The organism is Treponema sp. OMZ 799 (assembly GCF_024181365.1).
GTDB lineage: Bacteria > Spirochaetota > Spirochaetia > Treponematales > Treponemataceae > Treponema_B.
In genome coordinates this window covers 392,340-411,438 of record NZ_CP051301.1, presented here as the reverse complement: position 1 = coordinate 411,438, position 19,099 = coordinate 392,340, and the positions used below count along the sequence as shown (strand labels likewise).

At 37.0% G+C, this 19,099-nt stretch carries 18 protein-coding genes; 8 read left to right on the top strand and 10 right to left on the bottom strand.

What is annotated here, in order from left to right:
* Positions 1-71: 71 nt before the first annotated feature.
* Complete coding sequence (locus tag E4O04_RS01860) at positions 72-998, bottom strand: DUF4299 domain-containing protein (RefSeq protein WP_253709411.1); 927 nt, start codon at positions 996-998, stop codon at positions 72-74.
* A 180-nt stretch (positions 999-1,178) separates the two neighbouring features.
* Between E4O04_RS01860 and E4O04_RS01855 the strand changes: the two genes are divergently transcribed.
* The 4 genes from E4O04_RS01855 to E4O04_RS01840 all read left to right on the top strand — a co-directional run bounded on the left by E4O04_RS01855 (position 1,179) and on the right by E4O04_RS01840 (position 6,521).
* A complete protein-coding gene (locus E4O04_RS01855; protein WP_253685972.1) occupies positions 1,179-1,847 on the top strand; it encodes a response regulator transcription factor in 669 nt (222 codons plus the stop codon).
* Positions 1,844-3,097, top strand: a complete 1,254-nt coding sequence (locus E4O04_RS01850; RefSeq protein WP_253709409.1) for a sensor histidine kinase — start codon at positions 1,844-1,846, stop codon at positions 3,095-3,097. The genes E4O04_RS01855 and E4O04_RS01850 overlap by 4 nt, the downstream gene beginning before the upstream one ends.
* A gap of 89 nt (positions 3,098-3,186) precedes the next feature.
* Entirely contained in the window at positions 3,187-3,840 is a 654-nt protein-coding gene (locus E4O04_RS01845; protein ID WP_253709407.1) for an ABC transporter ATP-binding protein, read from the top strand.
* Positions 3,837-6,521 carry an ABC transporter permease gene (locus tag E4O04_RS01840; RefSeq protein ID WP_253709405.1) on the top strand — a complete coding sequence of 895 codons (2,685 nt, stop codon included), beginning with the start codon at positions 3,837-3,839 and terminating at the stop codon, positions 6,519-6,521. Before E4O04_RS01845 ends, E4O04_RS01840 begins: the two co-directional genes overlap by 4 nt.
* Before the next feature lie 12 nt (positions 6,522-6,533).
* On the opposite strand, the gene E4O04_RS01835 is transcribed toward E4O04_RS01840, so the two are convergent.
* The 9 genes from E4O04_RS01835 to ftcD all read right to left on the bottom strand — a co-directional run bounded on the left by E4O04_RS01835 (position 6,534) and on the right by ftcD (position 15,473).
* Positions 6,534-7,235, bottom strand: coding sequence for a CPBP family intramembrane glutamic endopeptidase (locus E4O04_RS01835; RefSeq protein WP_253685980.1), 702 nt, complete (start codon positions 7,233-7,235; stop codon positions 6,534-6,536).
* On the bottom strand, positions 7,232-7,507 hold the full coding sequence (locus tag E4O04_RS01830) for a hypothetical protein (RefSeq protein WP_253685982.1): 276 nt from the start codon (positions 7,505-7,507) through the stop codon (positions 7,232-7,234). The genes E4O04_RS01835 and E4O04_RS01830 overlap by 4 nt, the downstream gene beginning before the upstream one ends.
* Positions 7,508-7,615: 108 nt before the next feature.
* On the bottom strand, positions 7,616-7,837 hold the full coding sequence (locus E4O04_RS01825) for a hypothetical protein (RefSeq protein WP_253709403.1): 222 nt from the start codon (positions 7,835-7,837) through the stop codon (positions 7,616-7,618).
* Positions 7,838-8,203: 366 nt separating this feature from the next.
* The gene (gene rlmJ, locus E4O04_RS01820; RefSeq protein WP_253709400.1) at positions 8,204-9,037 is read right to left on the bottom strand and encodes a 23S rRNA (adenine(2030)-N(6))-methyltransferase RlmJ; all 834 of its coding nucleotides are present in this window, start codon (positions 9,035-9,037) and stop codon (positions 8,204-8,206) included.
* 3 nt (positions 9,038-9,040) lie between these two features.
* The gene (locus E4O04_RS01815; protein ID WP_253709399.1) at positions 9,041-10,444 is read right to left on the bottom strand and encodes an MATE family efflux transporter; all 1,404 of its coding nucleotides are present in this window, start codon (positions 10,442-10,444) and stop codon (positions 9,041-9,043) included.
* 51 nt (positions 10,445-10,495) lie between these two features.
* A complete protein-coding gene (locus tag E4O04_RS01810) occupies positions 10,496-11,233 on the bottom strand; it encodes a potassium channel family protein (protein ID WP_253677805.1) in 738 nt (245 codons plus the stop codon).
* 9 nt (positions 11,234-11,242) lie between these two features.
* Positions 11,243-13,690 (bottom strand): DNA topoisomerase (ATP-hydrolyzing) subunit A, encoded by a 2,448-nt coding sequence (gene gyrA / locus E4O04_RS01805; protein WP_253677806.1) that lies wholly within the window; start codon positions 13,688-13,690, stop codon positions 11,243-11,245.
* Between the two features lie 142 nt (positions 13,691-13,832).
* Positions 13,833-14,441 (bottom strand): L-2-amino-thiazoline-4-carboxylic acid hydrolase, encoded by a 609-nt coding sequence (locus tag E4O04_RS01800; RefSeq protein ID WP_253709398.1) that lies wholly within the window; start codon positions 14,439-14,441, stop codon positions 13,833-13,835.
* A 132-nt stretch (positions 14,442-14,573) separates the two neighbouring features.
* Positions 14,574-15,473 (bottom strand): glutamate formimidoyltransferase, encoded by a 900-nt coding sequence (ftcD, locus tag E4O04_RS01795; RefSeq protein ID WP_253709397.1) that lies wholly within the window; start codon positions 15,471-15,473, stop codon positions 14,574-14,576.
* Between the two features lie 282 nt (positions 15,474-15,755).
* Between ftcD and E4O04_RS01790 the strand changes: the two genes are divergently transcribed.
* The 4 genes from E4O04_RS01790 (at position 15,756) to E4O04_RS01775 (ending at position 19,074) form a co-directional block, all read left to right on the top strand.
* Positions 15,756-17,099, top strand: coding sequence for an ATP-binding protein (locus E4O04_RS01790; protein WP_253709396.1), 1,344 nt, complete (start codon positions 15,756-15,758; stop codon positions 17,097-17,099).
* 1 nt (position 17,100) lies between these two features.
* Positions 17,101-17,295: a hypothetical protein gene (locus tag E4O04_RS01785; protein WP_253686000.1), complete on the top strand. Its 195-nt coding sequence runs from the start codon at positions 17,101-17,103 to the stop codon at positions 17,293-17,295.
* A 90-nt stretch (positions 17,296-17,385) separates the two neighbouring features.
* Positions 17,386-18,816 carry a cysteinylglycinase gene (locus E4O04_RS01780; RefSeq protein WP_253709395.1) on the top strand — a complete coding sequence of 477 codons (1,431 nt, stop codon included), beginning with the start codon at positions 17,386-17,388 and terminating at the stop codon, positions 18,814-18,816.
* Between the two features lie 81 nt (positions 18,817-18,897).
* Positions 18,898-19,074: a hypothetical protein gene (locus tag E4O04_RS01775; RefSeq protein ID WP_253709394.1), complete on the top strand. Its 177-nt coding sequence runs from the start codon at positions 18,898-18,900 to the stop codon at positions 19,072-19,074.
* The last annotated feature ends 25 nt before the right edge of the window (positions 19,075-19,099 follow it).

The following is a 19,099-nucleotide window of genomic DNA, read 5'->3' as shown; positions in this document are numbered from 1 at the left end:
TCGAATAAACAGTTTTATTTAAGATTAACCTTAATAACAATTTTATAAATTGTGTTAATCTATTTTTTTCTTTACTCTTTTTTTAGAATGCTCAAAATTTCTTCTTGTGTTAAGGCATCAACTAAAACGTATTTAGCGTCTATAAATCTATATTTGTCTTTTGGCAGGCGGGCTATAAAATCCGAATACTCGACATTCCCCGCTCTTTGGTAAGAGTCTTTATCATCGGGAGCTCCGTTAATAATGACTAGAGATAATTCCCAAGTGCTTATATCTTCATCTTTTACAATCCTTCTATTTTTGTATTCCACACTAGGCTTATAAGGCAAAATAGTTTCCGTATCTTGAGTTAGGGCATAAATCCCGATAATGTTTTTAGTTTTATTATCTTCAAAAAACATTTGGTTTGCCGAAAAAGCGTCTAAATACTGAATGTCCTTAAAGAATTTACTAAATGCCTCTATCGGATTCTCGGAATTTAAAAATCCTTCTACAATTTTACGGTTAAAAGCCGCTTCCCGGAAAATACCGAAACTGATGTATTCATCCGTATCTTTGTTTTCAAAATAAGATTTTATTCCGAACAAGATATCCTCAGGATAATTAAATTGTTCGATATTCTCAGCTGTAAAATGTTCATCTCTTTCATTGACAATATCGCTTCCCATTTTTTTAGCTAAATCTTTGATATAGGTAAGAGCAATTTGCCAATCTTCCCGTGTGCTCGGCGTGAAAACCCGCACAGCATAATGATTGAGTTCCTTATCAAAAGAAAGTTCAAAGCCGCGGGAGCTTTTTCCTAATACTCCGCATAGTAAACATTCATAATCTGCAATGGATGAGTTATAGAATTTTTTCACATCAAAATTATCTTGAGCTTCGTCAAAAGCAAATTGCTCTATTTCTTGTGAAGAAAATCCTAAACATTCTTTTAACTTCATAGGAGCTTTAGCTTTTAAAAAAGTTTTTTTGTTGTTAATATAAAATGATACACTCATAAGTTTCTCCATATTATGTTGTATAGGGTACCTTTAAAAAACTCTTTTTTTAGTGCACATAGTCATTTTAGTAGTTTTTTTATAAATTGTCTAGTATAAAAATTGGATTCTTATCTTAGGTTTTGTTACTTTTAATTCTTTATACTTGACTGCCGATTTTTATTCTGCTATAGTTTTATTATGTCAAAAAAAATTGTAAAAATATTATCGGTTGAGGACAGCGAAGATATAGCCTTCGGTATAAAGGAGTATTTATCCAAAAGGAATTTTGAACTTACTCTTTCAGGTTCTATTGACCAAGCAAAGAAAAAGCTAAATGAAGATTTCGACTTGATAATTTTGGATATCAATTTACCTGATGGAGACGGAAGAGATTTGCTTAAATATATAAAGACCGAGACTGATACCCCCGTAATTTTTTTGACGGTAAAAAACGATGAAAAAAATATTGTAGAAGGATTAGATCTTGGTGCTGAGGATTATATTACAAAGCCTTTTAAACTCTCAATATTACACTCAAGGATAAATGCGGTTTTACGCCGAACAAGGCATTATACAAATGAAATTATTGTTTTGGATGAATATAAGCTTGATAAAAAGCAAAAGAGGCTTTTTAAAAATGAAAAAGAAATAGAATTAAGCTCACAGGAATTTAATCTAATGCTTTTATTTATGGAAAATGCAAACCAGACCTTGACCCGTCCCCGCCTCCTGGAATTAATTTGGGATTCAAAAGATAATTTTGTAAACGACAATACATTGACTGCAACCGTAAGGAGGCTTAGACAAAAACTGGACGAGCCTTTATTAAAAACGATTCACGGAATAGGCTATAGGCTTGAACTATGAAAAAATTTTATACCAAGACCGGAGTTTGTTTTTTACTCATAATTCTACTCTGTGTAAATTCTTTTATAATCTTTATTTACAAGATAAACGAAATCAATTTTTATTTAAGTTTAGCACAGATAATCGGAGCAGCCGATAATTTTGATAAATCTGATAATCCGGATAAGTCTATTGAAAAAATGTTACTTTCAAGCTTAAAAAATAAAAATAGAAGTCAAGAAGAAAAAGGAAAAGATATTTTAAAAAAGCACGGATACATAAAAGATTTTTTTATTTTTAAAAACAAGGTTTATGATCTTGTTTTGCTTTGCAGTCTGGCTTCAATAACAACGGCAGCATTATTTTTAGTTTACAATCGGCATAAGAATAAACAATTAAATAAAAGAATAGCTTCAATTCTTTCAGTGGCAGAAAAAATCCAAGAAGGAGATTATAAATTCTATAAAGAAAAAGAAGATGAGTTTTCTTTATTGGAGGATTCAATATATAAGAGCCTTATTATTTTGCGAGAAACCCGTTTAGCTGCCTTAACCGACAAAGAAGAATATAAAGAAAATCTTGAAAACATAGCTCATCAACTTAAAATACCTATTACTTCGATAAATTTAATGCTCGAACTTTTAGAAGATAATGCGACCGATAATAATATTTTAGAGAGTGAAGCTTTTCAAAAAATAAAAAAACAAATTAGCCGTCTGGAAAATTTAACGGAGGTGCTTTTAAAACTTGCCCGCCTTGATTCGGGAAGCATTGAGATGAAAAAGGAAGTATTTTTACTTGAAGAATGTTTAATCCATTCTATGGAAAGTATTGAAGATGATTTAAAAATAAAAGGGCTTTTACCCAAGCTGAACTTAAACGGAATTAAAATATCGGGAGACTTTTACTGGCTTTCCGAAGCCTTTTTAAACATAGTAAAAAACTTTTCCGACTTTTATCCTAAAGTAAAAAATATTTCTATCTCTGCAAAAGAAAACGCAGTTTACACTCAGGTCTCTTTTGAAAATGACGGACCTAAAATACCGGCTTCCGATTTAAAAAATATCTTCCGCCGTTTTTATAAAAGCAACACAAATGAGGGCAAGGGCTTCGGCATAGGCCTTGCGATGAGCCAAACTATCTTAAAAAAACACAATGCCGAAATCCGAGCCGAAAACACAAAATCGGGTACAGCTTTTATTGTGAAATTTTATAAAGAATCAACAACCATCCACACCAATAAGCCATCTGTAAAAAGCAATTTTCGATAGTTTTTTTAAAATTTTCTTCTCTTTGTCACAAATTTATCACAATTATAGATTATCATAAGGCAGTGAAAAAACGGATTCAGGAGGGACTTATGCAGATATTAAAAACGGAAAAATTGACAAAGATTTATAACAATCAGGTAAAGGCCTTAAACGGTGTAAATATTTCAATCGAACGCGGAGAATTTGTTGCAGTGATGGGCTCAAGCGGTTCAGGGAAGTCAACTCTTTTGCATATCTTGGGCGGAGTGGATAGGCCGACATCCGGTACGGTCTACATAGATGGGGAAGATATTTCCGGCTTAAAAGAAAAGGACTTGGCTCTTTTTAGAAGAAGGAAGATAGGCCTCGTTTATCAATTCTTTAATTTAATTCCCAACTTATCGGTAAAAAAGAATATCTTATTGCCCATCCTGCTTGATAAAAAAACTCCCGATCAAAATTACTTTGATGAAATTGTGTCGGTATTAGGCTTAAAAGAAAAGCTTAATTCTTTTCCAAGTGAGCTTTCAGGCGGACAACACCAGAGGGTTGCCATTGCGCGCAGTCTCATCTACCGTCCCTCAATTCTTTTAGCAGACGAACCGACGGGGAACTTGGACAGAAAAAACAGTGATGAAATTATCGGCTTATTAAAATTATCTAATAAAAACTATAAGCAGACAATTATTATGATAACTCATGACGAAAGAATTGCCTTAGAAGCCGATAGAATTATCAAAATAGAAGACGGAGGAATTTTATGAGCATTATCAGAGAATATACTTCAAATTATGTAAAAGCAAACAGAAAAAGCGGAGTCGCCTTATTTCTTTCTATCACGGCTGCCGTAGTTTTAATAAACGCTTACGTCTTTTTTGTTTACAGTATTCTAATGGATTCTTTTAAGGCAATAAAAAAGATAAACCATTGGGATGCTCAAACCTATGAGATTCCTATGGAGAAAGTCGGCATAGTAGAGCAAAACCAAAATGTAAAATCCATAAGCCTTGAAGAGCCGGCTTATTGCGGTAAATTAAAAGGCAACAATTCAGATAATTATATTTTTATCAGAAGCGGAGACAAAAGATTTTGGGATGAGTTTTCACCTGATGAATTTATAACGGAAGGAAGGCTTCCTCAAATCCCGAACGAAATAATTGTAAACAATCTCTTTTTAAGTCAAAATCCGAATCTCAAAATAGGAGACACTATAAGGATGAGTTTGGGTAAAAGAATGTATAAGGACAATGAACTTTTAGCCTTTGACTCTCCCATAAGCGGCGAAGAATTTATCGAAGAAAAGGAAGTCTCTTTTAAAATATGCGGTTCTTTTTTAAACTTTCCCGGTATAAACCAAAGAGCATCAATGGGATTTTATCTTTTTAATCCGGCTTCATTAAAAAAAGATGCAAGAGTTTCTGTGAATATCTTTTTAACTTCAAAATTAAATGCCTATAAAAAATTATTTGAAATTACTGAAAGCTTAGGGTTTGATCGCAACAAGGACGGAAGCTATAAAATTTTTATAAACACTCCGCTTTTGGATATGTACGGAATAAAAGATCCTTTACGCAAGGGACGATCCGAAATGGAAAGTTTAATTTTAAAGTTTTTAATAGGACTCATTATTTTAACCCTTATCTTCGTTTATCTTATCTACAATATTTTTGAAGTATGGGCAGCAAAGAGAATTAAACAAATAGCCATGTTAAAAAGCATAGGAGCCGATAAGGGACACATCTTTCATAGCATTTTATTGGAAGCTGTTCTTTTAAGTATTCCGCCTATCTTGACAGGTGTGTTTGCAGGTATAGGTTTTAATGTTTTTTTATTTAAACAAATTAATAGGATTGCAAATTCGGCTATGGCAGAAAACACCGATATTTTTTCGATGCCACAATACGAATTCGGCATCTTACCGGTTATCCTTGTTATAATATTTTCTTTTATAACGGTACTCATAGCTTCACTTATACCGGCTGTCAGACTTTCAAAAATAAACATCATCGATTCTTTAAAGGGTAACATCGAAAAATCAAAAAAACATAAACGAAAAGTTTTTGCCGATGGAGCTTGGAAAAAAGAAAACCGTAAAAATAATTTTAGAACCTTTAGAGGCACAAGCAATGCAATTTTTATTTCATACGTTTTACTCTTTACCCTATTGACCTTAATTAACGTAAATTTTATTCGGGAAGATCATAAATATTATGAATCAAAGGATGAGATAAAGGTAGGCTATTGTTTGGTAAATGAAGATGAAAAATTCGACTGTTCCGCTAAAAATATTTTTTATCCCATTCAAAACTTGAAAGAATGTTTATCATCTTACTATTATGTATCTTTAGATTCGTGGTTTATTTGTTCCGATGAAGATATTTCCGCTCAGTTTAAAGAAGAGTCTTGGTTTGAACAAAAACATCAGGGAAGATATTTTTGGAAAGAAGGTAAAAATAGAAAACTTAATGCAAAGATCTACGGGCTTGATAATGAAACCTTTAAAAAACTTTTAGCCTCTATAGGAGAAGTCGAGGCTTCTTATTATGCGGAAGATTCTTATAAGGCAATTCTTGTAAACCGTGTGCAAAAAGATTGGCGCATTCCATATAGGAATTCTCAATTTATTCCACTCCTCGATTCAAATATAAAAGAAATACATTGTTCCTTGCAAAAAAAATCACCGGTTACGGAAGCCGAAAAAAAGAACAGCTTCAAAACTCACTTTCCAATTCTTATCGGCAAAACTATAAGCGATACCGATTTAATAGAAACAAAGGTTCCTCTATATTCCGTCCTTTTAATCTTGCCGATTGAAAAAACTGAAAGGCTCCGCAATGCACAAATTACCCTTGATAAGGAAAATGCAGAATTCTTCCGTGACGGACTTTTATATTCTCTCTTTTTAAAAACGGAAAAAGAAAGCATCGTTCCTTTACGGAAAACTATCGAGAATATAATGAAGCCGGCTCTCCGTGGAGAAAATATGTATTGGCAGTCAGACATATTTATCGAAAAACTTTCAACCGAAAGCAGCAACAATTTTTTTAAAGCGGTTTTCTTTTCATTCCTATTATTGGTTCTTCTTGCAGGCTGCATAAACAGTTACTCTGCAATTATGCTTAATTTAAGAACGAGAAAAAATGAGTTTGCGCTTTTTAAATCCGTCGGCGCCGATTCAAACATAATCACAAATCTTTTTTATAAAGAGGCTGGCGGCTTTTTGATCAAGCCGCTCCTAAAGGCAATCCCCTTCTTTTTGGCTTTTGCTGCAATTTTGATTATAAGATTTGATGAGGTCTTTGTTTTAAACTTTTTGCTTTCATTTAATTGGGGCTTTTTTATCTTCTACAGCTTCTGCTTAAGTGCCTCGATTATCAGCTCCTACTATTTCGGCAAAAAAGAAATAGAAGACGGAGGAATAATAAGCGGGATAGACGGATTTTAGAAAACAAAAAAGTTAAGAATTAATACTTGTTAAGAATACACCAAGAACACTTAATGAATTACCTGCCATGTGAACAATAATTGCATATGCATTATTGTCATATTTTTCTTGGTAATAGCCGGCAACAATTCCAAGCATAGTTGTAAAAATAACTGTTCGAAGTACAAAATTCCCGCTTACACCTGTTGTTATTAGAACTAAATGTCCCAGCCCAAATATAACAGCACTAATAAACACAGAAACACTGATATGCTGTTTGAATATTTTTATCCCTTTTGCTTTTAATGGTTTTAGCATGTTCAATAAAAAGCCACGAAACAACAATTCTTCTGAAATACTTGCATAGATAAATACAAAAACAAAAAGCTGCAATGCTGATGAATGTTTCATAAATGGATGTACCTCAATATTTTCTACAGATGTTTTTGCAACCGTAATAATTGTCATAATAGTATTAATGAATATTGTTGCCAAAAGCCCTATCAATATAGGTCTCCATATTGTTTTGAATTGTGGAATTTCAATTTTGTACCCTACATGATTTTTCAAACTGAAAATTGCAGTTAGTGAAAATAACAGCATAAGGGAGTGCGTAGCAAAAGAAGGAATAAAAAAATCATTATTTAATTGCAACTTACTTCCCAAAAATGTAGATACTAAAAATATTGTTATGGTAATTAAAATTCCATAAAACACTTGTTCTTTGTCTTTCACATTATAACCTCGACTTTACTATTATTTGATTGCAGCCAATCTGTACTTATTCTAGTATTATTTGATTCAACCCAAACTCTACTTTTTATTCCATTTCTTTCATCATCAATACTTTTTAAAAATAATTCTCTAATTTCTTCCTTTTCACTTGGAAGTGTTATTTCCCATGGTGCATCAGTATTTCTCCAATCACCATTGTTTAGCCAATACCACTCAAAATCGTCCTTTTCTCTACTTACTAAATTACACTTTTCTGAGCTAGCAATAACCATATTAAAAAGTACTCCTTTCCTTACTGTGCGCAACATCCGTCTACCATTCGCTTAACCTGCATTTGCGGCTCATCCTCAATGTCAGGTTGAAGCGGGTGTTATACACTTTTATTTTCCTATACTTTGCGTATAAATTTTTGCATTATTAACAAAAGTTTCTAAATCAATCTTGTCAAAATACTCTCTTTGCCATTTTGTATAGTCAAAACGTTCTCTTCGCACAGCAGCAATAAAATATTCTGCTTCAACGACTCCCATAGATTCTACAAGACACTCCATGCCGCGAGAAAGAAGCTCTATTGTTGCCGGCGGCGTAATTATTTCAGTCATAACCTTCATTACCTCCATTTAATAAATCTATGAATTCTATCGGATCAAGCAATTTTAAAGTATCGCTTTTATATTTCAACATACGTTTATTGGTAGTCAAAGACGTTTTTCTTTTATAAGCAATTGAACAAGCAACTTTGCCTGTGTTTCAAGTGAAATGGGCAGATAATTTTGGTCGTCATATGGTCTATTATAACAACAACTATCAAGATAAACTTTCATAAACTAATTATACCATATTTTGAATATTTTTGCACTATAGCAAATTGAAAATCATGAACAGCAAGCTTTTAAAACTGCTAATCCAATTCTAAATCAGATGCACTCTTAACACGCGCTATACCGCAAATCCCGCCAATCTTCAACCTAAACTGCACCCGCCCTCTCAACATACTCACAAATTCCCTTTACCCTTTCTTCCAAACCCCAGGGAGGATTTGTGATTAAAAGGCCTGAGCCTTGAAGGCCGTATTCGCTTTCAGTATCTACCTTACTTGAAAAATGCTTGACCTCAAAATTCAACATCTTACCGTTTGCAGCTTTACCTATCCGGCTTTTTAAATTTGCACATACTTCGGTTTTGTGATTCAATATTGGATACCAAATTATAAAGATTCCTACAGGCCATTTTTTACATACCTTTTCAACAGCTTCTGCAATCGCGGTATAGTCCGAATCGACTTCATAGCTGGGGTCAAAGAGGGCAAAGCCGCGGATAGGGAGAGGCGGGGTAAGGGCTCTAATCGCCTCATAGCAATCCCTTTTGTGCACATGAACATTTTCCGCATGTTTGTACAGCTCTTTTAATTTTTCGGCTTCGGCAGAATGTAAATCGCATAAGATTAAATTAGAATCTTTTTGTAAAAATGAGCGGATGATTTCGGGAGAGCCGGCATAAGAGGAATTTTCATCATAGTTTTTTAAGCAAAAATCCAAATAGGACTTAAAGTCTTCAGGAATTGGAAGAGGCAGTTTTTCTTTTTTGTATAAATTCAAAAGACGGATTATCCCTTCTTCCGCTTCGCCGGTTTTTAAACTCCACTCGCTTAAAAGATTATAGGAAGCACTCCCTGCATTTAAATCGAAAGCCGTAAAAGGTTTTTGCTTTTGAGTATAAAGTTTTAAAAAAGAAAAGAGAACCGAGTGCTTAAAAACATCGGCCTGATTCCCTGCATGAAACCCATGACGATAACTCAGCAAATTTTACACCCTCTTATTACACCACAGCCCTTTGCGGTAGTGATATAAAATAACCGTAAACTCGGCCAGCTCCGAAAAAATATATGAGGTCCAAACGGCAAATAAGGGCAGGTGTAAAATATTTACAACCAAAAATAAAAACGGAATCTGAACGAACCAGCGGGATCCCAAGGTAGAATAAAGCATCGGCCGAGTATGTCCTGAACCCGAAAAAACCACGGCAAGCCCCAGCCCTGCAGATAAAATTATAAAGGACGGATAAAATATACGGAGCATCACACTTCCCTGCAAAAGCATTGCCGGATCATTCGGAAAGAAAAACCTTAAAAAAGTTTGAGGCGTTCCCATAATTATGACTGCAAAAATTCCTACAACAGAGGCCGACATAAAAGCGTTTATCTTAGAAGTGAGTTTTGCTTCCTTAACATTATCCCGTCCGAGGCTTTGGCCCACCAAAGTTGCTCCGCCCATATTAAATCCGAAAATCGGCATAAAGGCAAACTGAGAAAGCTTTCCTCCTACACCGGCAATAGCAACAGCATCAGCTCCATAAACAGTAACAAACTTCATAATCGTTACTTGAGCAAAGGTGCGTACAAGGGAATTAATACCTGAAGGAAGACCTATGAGTAAAAGATCTAAGTCTATCTTTTTATCGAGTCTAAAAAGTCCCTTAAAACTGATCTTAATCTTTCTTTTTCCGCTAATAAGAATTAAAAAGCCGTATAAAAAACTTATAGTTCGGGCTGTGACTGTTGCAAGAGCCGCTCCAAAGACTCCCATTCCTAAGCCCGGGATACTTGTTCCGGGAACTATATCGAACATAAAAAGAGGATCTAAGACCAAGTTTATGATAGTGGATATTATCATAATATGAAGAGGAGTTTTTGCATCCCCTGTACATCTAAAAATCGTATTTACGGAATATGAAGAAAACATAACGGGAATAAAAAATATCCTAAGCCAGCCGTATTCTAAAGCGGAATTTAAAACCTCCTGATCCGGAAGAAAAAACCACAAAATCGGTTTTAAAAAAAGAGCTAAAAGAATGCCCGATATTACGGCAAGCACAACCTTAAAACTGATAGTCTGCTCTGCAATGCGCTGAGTTTTCTCCATATCGCCCCGCCCGTAATTTTGAGCAATCATCGAAACGGAGCTTGCACCTGCGACCTCATTTAAAATAGTAAAAAGCATATATATGGAAGAAAAGAGGGTAACACCCGAAAGAGCTGTTTTCGATATTTGCCCGACCCAAACCATATCTACAATGTCGTAAAAGTTTTGCAAGCCTGCGGAAATCATCGTAGGATAGGCCAGCTTCCATAACTTAATTGATATTTTTTTAGGTTTTAATTGCAGATCAGTTTCATCACAAGTACACTTCGAGCCGGATAGATTCTCCATAGCAGCACACTCTCCTTTAGGTTTTTAAATCGGCAATCTCCCAATTGTCAATTATAATTTTTTTGAAGAAAAAAGATTTTTAAAGATTGACGGCTTTATCTCTCCATCTTTTTTGGAATTATTTTTTAAACTTATCTTTCCGCCGGAAAAGTTATAGATGTGCTCTTCGGAGGCAACAACCAAAAGAACATCATCTTCTTCAAACTTATACTCGGGGTCATCCATAAAAATAAAGTCTTCGCTTTCTTTTTTTCGGCGGGCAATAATGTTTACCCCCATATCTTTTCGGATATTTGATTCTGCAAGGCTTTTACCGACATATCGTGCTTCCACTCCGACTTCTGCAAGAGCAAGATTTTTTGAAATCGGCATAAATTTAAGAAGAAGGTCTGCGGCTAAAATAGGAGTTGTTCTTTTTGCGGCCTCACTGTCGGGATAAATTACTCTGGTAGCTCCGACGGTTTTTAAAAGCCTTCCGTGTTCATCGGATTGGGCTCGCACCACAATGTTTGAAATGCCGAGCGTTTTTAAAATTGTCGTGCTGATTACGGAAAGCTCCACCTTGCGGCTAAAGTCTACGATTACGGTATCCACCTTAGAAGGCAAGATTTTACGCACCGAAAGCTCGCTTATTTCTTCTATCACAACTGCCGAAGATGCCTTAGGTTTATACATTTCGATCAGTTCTTTGTTTTGGTCGATGATGATAACTTCGGCACCGATTTTGATAAGTTCATCGAGCATCCGTACACCGAAGGTTCCCAAGCCCATAATCGCAAATTTTTTCATAATTTTCCCCTATTCTTCATCGCGGGCGACAACATCAAGCCCGATCAGCATATCGGGACTTTCAATATCCAATATTTTTACACCCTGTGCAGCTCTTCCCATGGTACCTACAGAGTCTACGCTTATGCGGATAGTTTTTCCCTGTCCGGTTATGCAGACAACCTCATCGTCATCAAAGACGGTAAGAAGGCCGACAACCTCTCCTGTTTTTTCGGAAAGGGTGTAGATACGCTGTCCGCCGGTTCCTCTTCCGTGAGCGGAAAATTCCGAAAACTCTACGCGCTTGCCGTAGCCGTTTTCTGTCATAACAAGCATCTTTTGATTTTCCGTTACGCGGAGTGCTCCCGTAAGCTCATCCTCTGAAGAAAGCCTTATTCCGGTAACACCGCGGGAAGAGCGCCCTTGCGAGCGGATATCCTCTTCGCTTGTGCGGAGGGCCTGGCCTCGGCGGGTAATCAGCATGATCTCATCCTTGCCGCCTGTAAGAATTGCGCTTACAAGCTTATCGCCCTCATCAAGTTTTATCGCAATGATTCCTCGGGTTTTTGCATTTGCAAAATTGTCGGTGGTAACTTTTTTTACAACACCGCCTGCGGTAGCCATCAAAAGATAGGTTTTATCGTCGAATTCTTTTAAAGAAACGACAGCCGTAATTTCTTCGTCGGAAGAAACGGAAAGAAGGGATTTTATGTGAGAGCCGCGGCTCGTTCTGCTTGCTTCCTGTATCTCATGCACCTTTAGCCAGTAGGCCTTGCCTGCATTTGTGATAAACATAATATAATCGTGGGTCGAGGCCGTAAAAATCTGATCCAAAAAGTCGTCTTCTGCAAGGTTTGCGGAATTGGAACCCTTGCCTCCCCTGTTTTGACTTTTATAGGCCGTGGCAGGAATACGCTTGATATATCCGAGGTGGGAAATTAAAATAACCATCTCTTCTTTTTTGATAAGGTCTTCGATATTGAGCTCTTCAACCTCATCGGCTACAATATCGGTTTTGCGCTCATCGCCAAATTTTTCGGCTATCTCTGTAGTTTCTTCTTTTATTAAGGCTAAAATCTTTTCGGGATGGGCAAGAAGGTCTTTTAAGTGAGCGATTAAAACCTGCAATTCCTGTAATTCTTTTCTGAGGTCTTCAATTTCCAAGCTTGTCAAGCGCTTTAACTGCATATCGACAATGGCCTGAGCTTGCACATCATCAAAGCCGAACCTTTCCATCAAGCCGTTTTTTGCAGTTTGAGTATCGCGGGAGGCCCTTATTATTTTGATAACCTCATCTATGTTGTCGATGGCGACGATAAGGGCTTCCAAGATATGGGCCCTTTCTTCCGCCTTGCGTAAATCGAATTTTGTTCTGCGGGTAACTACATCGACCCTGTGCTCAACAAAGTATTTTACAAGAAGTTTTAGGTTGAGGGTTTCCGGTCTTCCGTTTACAAGGGCTAGGTTTATAACTCCGAAGGAAGATTGAAGGGCTGTCTTTGCAAAGAGTTGGTTTAATACGACCTTTGTAATAGCCCCCCTCTTTAACTCTATAACAATACGCAAGCCTGTTCTATCGGAAGTTTCATCGTTTACGTTTGCAATTCCGTCTATAACTTTTTCGCGGGCTAATTCTCCGATGCGGGATACGAGGGTTGTTGTGTTTACCTGATAGGGAACTTCGGTAAAGACTATAGTTTCTTTTCCCTTTTTATCGACCTCAATTGTAAATTTACCGCGCACCAATATTTTTCCGCGGCCAGTTTTAAAGGCCTGCTTTATTCCCTTTCTTCCATAGATGACTCCGCCAGTCGGAAAGTCGGGGCCCTTCATGTATTTACAAAGCTCGTCTATTTCGATTTCCGGATTGTCTATGTAGGCCGAAACGGCATCGGCTATTTCGCGCAAGTTATGGGGCGGCATGTTGGTTGCCATACCGACTGCAATTCCGCTTGAACCGTTTGCAAGCAAGAAGGGAAATTTTGCCGGAAGAACGGTCGGTTCTTTTGTAGAATCATCAAAGTTCGGAATAAAATCGACGGTTTCTTTTTTTATGTCCTCGACCATGGTTTCGGCGATTTTGGCCATCTTGGCTTCCGTATATCGGTAAGCAGCGGGCGGGTCGCCTCCTATGGTTCCGAAGTTTCCTTGAGGATAAATGACCGGATAGCGTAGAGAGAAGTCCTGTCCGAGGCGGACTAGGGCATCATAGACCGAAGCGTCGCCGTGAGGGTGGTAACTTCCTAATACGTCACCTACAATCTTAGCACACTTTCTGGTGGGGCCTGAACTGCGTAAACCCTTTTCTTCCATTGAATAGAGAATTCGCCTGTGAACGGGCTTTAGGCCGTCCCTTACATCGGGCAGGGCTCGGCTTACTATAACTGACATTGAATAATCTATGTAGGCTCTTTTTACTTCATTTTCGATAGGAATCGGAATTACGGCTCCGCCTTCCTTAGTTTGTATCTCTTCCACGCATTATACTCCGAAATCTATAAATTCGTGCTATTTTAGCATAAAAAAGGGGGCTTGGTCAAGGAAGCGGAAAATGACAGGGGAAAATTCAAAGCTCCAGCTTAGACTGAATTGAGAGGAATGTTAAAAAATTATAAATATTTTATAAAACACGGACCTCAAAGTCGCAGCAGTCTCCGCCTTTTCCGAGGGTCTTGGTTCTAAGCCATTTGATTTTAGGATGCATATTTCCGTAACAAATATCATCAGCATCGCAGTACATTTCGACTATTTCAGGACAATTATATTTTTTGCAAATATCTTGATATGGACATACAAGCATATCGAATTTAATCGCATTTTTATTTACTTCATGAAATGAAGCCTTAAAGCCGGCAGGTTCTCCAAAAACTTTTTTTGTCATATTCGCAAAAAATTTCGGAACCTTCTTATAAAGCCCCGGAATTTTCATTATTTTGCGAATCACCGCCGCAGGTTTTTGACTTCGGTTTTTATAGTAATCCTTTAAAAGCAATGAGACCTTTTCCCTTTCAAGCCCCATTTCAAGAAGCGAATCAAAGCAAGCTATTGCGGGATATATCCTTTCCCTTGTGTGAGTCCACATTATTTTCGGTTCATTATTATTTTCAGACAACAGAACATTATAACGCTTCCACACTTTTCCGATTGCTTCACAAACAAAGGCTTCCGAAAACTCGGCTCTTAACGATTCTTCCATACCATCAATAAACCGGCTCTTTTGTTTTTTCATAATATCTCCCTCCTTAGAATACCTATCTCCAATATTATATAGCACTTTTACTAATAAGTCCAAGCATAAAATAAAAAAAACAGATTACCGGGCATCCCTGATAATCTGTTTTTAAAAACTATTATGTTAAATCTATTCGAGCAACCTAGCCTCGATTATCTGGCTGAATTCGAAGTTTTCGATTTGGAGATAATAAGAAGCAACATCCAGTAAGGCAGCCATCGGAGTAAGACCGACAATTTCGGTACCTGCAACATTTACACCGTAGCGTTTTGCTTCCATTTTTACCATTTCATAGGACTGATAAAGAGAAGTCTTTGTATAGTCCGTCATGTTCATTGAAACCTGAACGATTCCGCGTTCTGTAAGATCTACACCCATTGCTTTGACAAAGCGCAAGCCTCCTCCTAAGAAGCGGACTTTTTTTGCAATTTTGTCTGCAATTGAAAGATCGTTTGTAGCCAAGTTTACGTTAAAGGCAACGAGGGGCATTCGGCAGCCGACAGCAGTAACTCCTGCTGAAGGGTGAATTTCCGTTCCGCCGAAGTCGGGCTTCCATTCGGGCTGTTTTACCTTTTCGGCCATACCTTCAAACTGACCCTTTCGAATATTGGAGAGGTTTTCTCTTGAAGGATTAGATGCCGATTTTTCGTACAAGAAAACAGGAATCTTGTGCTGTTCCCAGATGAGCTTTCCTACCTCTTTGGATAATTCGATACATTCTTCCATTGTGGAATTTTTAATCGGAATAAAGGGGACAACATCAGTGGCTCCCATTCTGGGATGGGCTCCCTCATGCTTGCGCAAGTCGATTAGGCCGGCAGCTATGCCTATGGCTTCAACAACGGCTTTTTTAAGCTCTTCGGGCTCACCTATAACGGTTACAACAGAGCGGTTATGATCCTTGTCGGATTCGTAATCAAGTAGTTTTACCTTTTCTTTTCCGCGGAAGGGGGCAATAATCTTTTCCAAAACTTCAGGATCGCGGCCGTTACTAAAGTTAGGAACACATTCAATTATTTTGTTCATCATAAAAAAACTCCTAAGACCTTCAACGTCTTTCGCAAGTGTAGCACAAAAAAAGGTCTTAGACAAGATAATAAAAATGTTTTAGAATAAATATCATAATTTAGGTAAAAATCGGCAAAACACTCTAAAGTTTTGAAGAAATGACGCATTTTAACTAAAATAATATTGAAGAAATGACTATTTTTAGGTATAATAATATTGAAGAAATGACGTTTTTATGTATAAATAGTTTTGAAGAAACAACGATATTCGGCTTTTAAAACTTTGAAGAAAGTGAGGTAATTCATGTTTTTTAAAAGAAAGGCGTATAATAAATTACTAAGGTGGAAAAAGGAGTATTCAGGTTCTTATAGTGTTCTTTTGGAGGGAGCAAGGAGAGTCGGAAAGTCAACCATAGCCGAAGAATTTGCCAAAAATGAGTATGAGGCTTATATTTTGCTTGATTTTGCAAATATATCCGAAGCCGTAAAATCTTGCTTTGACGATATTCATAATTTGGATATGTTCTTTTTAAGATTGCAGGCGGCAACAGGCAAAAACTTGATAGAAAATAACAGCGTAATTATCTTTGACGAAATTCAGCTTTTTCCAAAAGTCAGGCAGGCAATAAAATATTTGGTAAAGGACGGCCGATACCATTACATCGAAACCGGTTCCTTAATTTCAATTAAAAAAAATGTAAAAGAAATTTTGATTCCTTCGGAAGAAATGAAAATTCCCGTTTATCCTATGGATTTTGAAGAATTCCAATGGGCAACTCAGGGAAACACCTATCAGCTAAGTAAGGAGGTATATGAGAGCGGTAAAAAAGCCGGGGATCAAATACACCGAAAATGGATGAGGGATTTTAGGCTGTATATGGCTGTCGGAGGAATGCCGCAGGCAGTTAAAGCATATTTAGGTGGGAAAAATTTTACCGAAATCGACAAAATAAAAAGAGGCATTATAAGTCTTTACGAAGACGACTTTAAAAAGATAGATCCTTCAGGCCGGGTTTCAGCTCTCTATCATTCAATACCGGCACAGCTTTCAAAAAACGGAAAAAGATATATCCCGTCGCAAGCCACCGGCAAGCGAAAGAGCGTAAAGGATGAGAAAAGGCTCTATGATTTGATTGATTCAAAAACCGTTCTTATCTCTTATAATACTACAGATCCAAGAATCAGTCTTTCTTTGACTAAATCGCCTGAAAGTTATAAACTCTATTTAGCGGACACAGGCCTTTTTATAACTCTTATGTTTATGGATAGGCCGGAGGCCATCAATGATATTTACACAAAGTTATTATCCGATAAATTACCGGCTAATCTGGGCTATCTATATGAAAATGCGGCAGCTCAAATGATAGCCGCCGCAGGGCATGAGCTTTATTATCATACATGGGATAAAGAAAAAAGCACCCACTATTATGAAATCGATTTTTTAATTTCTCAAGGTGCAAAAGTAAAGGCTATCGAGGTAAAATCTTCCGGTATGGGCCGGCATGAATCTTTAAAGATATTCGGTAAAAAATATTCCAAGGTCTTAGTCTCCTCAATCTTAGTTTCTTCTAAGGATAGAAAAACAGAGGACGGCATAGAGTTTTTGCCGGTATACATGCTTAACTTTGCAGTTAGACAGGAGGTTTAAAATGAAGCTGCCTTTGGGGGTAACACAAGATACATTAAATATATGTAAGGATATTGTTTCAAAATATACGGAAGAAAAAGATATTGACGAGGTCGCTTTAGACTTATTAAATTTGGTTTATTCTAAAGGCGGAGATTTTTCCGAAAAAACTTTACAAATGTTTGCAAAAGCTTATTTTAAAAAAGGAGTATACTAAAGAATTTGGATATATCTTGCCGTTAATGTATAAAATATGTATACTCTAATTGTAAAGTACAAATAACTTTAATGAAATTTCGGAGGAATTATGAAATTTAATATTGCAAAACAAGGCGGAATTCCCGCAAAGTTGGTTTTTGAGGACAAAATTGAGGGAAGCTATCTTAATCACTTAAAAGAAAAGGAATTATTTTCCGGAAAGGCGGAAGAGGTTTATTACAGCCTTGACCCTAATCTTAATGCTCATCTTTTTATCGGTTTAGGTAAGGAAGAAAAGATTGACTTGGAAGTTTTAAGAAAAACTTTTTTCAAGGCAGCGAGCGAGCTTTTAAAAAACAAGGTAGAAGAGGTCGAACTCAATATCCCTAAACTTAATAATCTGTGTAATTATAAGATGGCCGAGGCTATCGCAGAGGGTATGCTTCATGCCACCTACCAATACGATAAGTTTAAAAGCGACCGTAAAGAACAAACAGAAATTACGGTTAATTATAATCCTGAAAAAGGCAAGGAAGATAGAGCCGAAAAAGGCATCAACGAAGCCGTCAAGCTGATGGAAGCGGTTTTCTTAACAAGAGACTTGGTAAACCAGCCGCCGAATGTAATCTACCCTGAAACCTTGGCTACGATTGCCAAAGAAAAGCTTGAAGCAAAGGGCGTAAAAGTTACAGTTCACAGTAAAAAAGAAATTGAAGACCTTAAAATGGAAGCCTTCCTCAGCGTAGCAAGGGCAAGCGCCAAGGAGCCTAAACTCATTGTCATGGAATATTATAATAATCCCGACTCAAAAGAAAAAATCGCTCTTGTCGGTAAGGGCTTAACCTATGACAGCGGCGGATATGCAATTAAACCTGCAACAAGCATGGTTACCATGTTTACCGATATGGGCGGCTCAGGTACCGTTATCGGGGCAATGCATGCATTGGCAGACCTAAAAGCAAAGGTAAACGTTGTTGCTGTTGTTGCTTCTTGCGAAAACATGATTTCAGGCGACGGTTACAGAAACGGCGACATCATCGGCTCAATGAGCGGTAAGACTATCGAAATTATTAACACCGATGCAGAAGGCAGGTTAACCCTTGCCGATGCAGTTTATTATGCTACCAATAATTTGGGAGCGACTAAGCTTATTGACCTTGCAACCCTGACAGGTGCTTGTGTAGCAGCATTCGGCGAGCAGGTAAGCGGAGCAGTCACAAACAATGACGAATTCTTTGCAGAACTTGTCAATGCAAACGAAAGAGCAGGCGAAATTGTCTGGAGAATGCCTACTATAGAATATTACAAAAAAATGAACGAGTCAAAAGTCGCCGATCTAAAAAATTCAGGCGGAAAGTTAGGCGGAATGATGACAGCAGGTCTCTTTGTCGGCTCCTTCCTTGCAAAGGAAGATATCCCATGGATCCACATTGATATCGCCGGAACAGCCTACATTACCGAAAAATTCGGCTATTTAAAAGAAAACGCGACAGGAACCTTGGTAAAGAGTCTTTACTATATGCTAAGCAAAGAAGCTTAATCAGCTCTTACTCATGCCGCAGGGAAGCAGATATCTTTCCTGCGGTTGTTTTGTTTGTGTGATATAAATGGGAGGAAACTTATGTATAAAATGATCATAAAAAAAGAGAAAAAGAAAATACAAAAAGTATTATATGATGCAGTAATGAATCATAGCTGGAAAGATAAAAAATGTAGAATACTTTGTATTTTATGTAATATTACACTTCTTTTACACGGAATCATGCATATAGATTCTAAAGAACAAAACAATCAATAACCTAATAAATAAAAACAACTTTAAT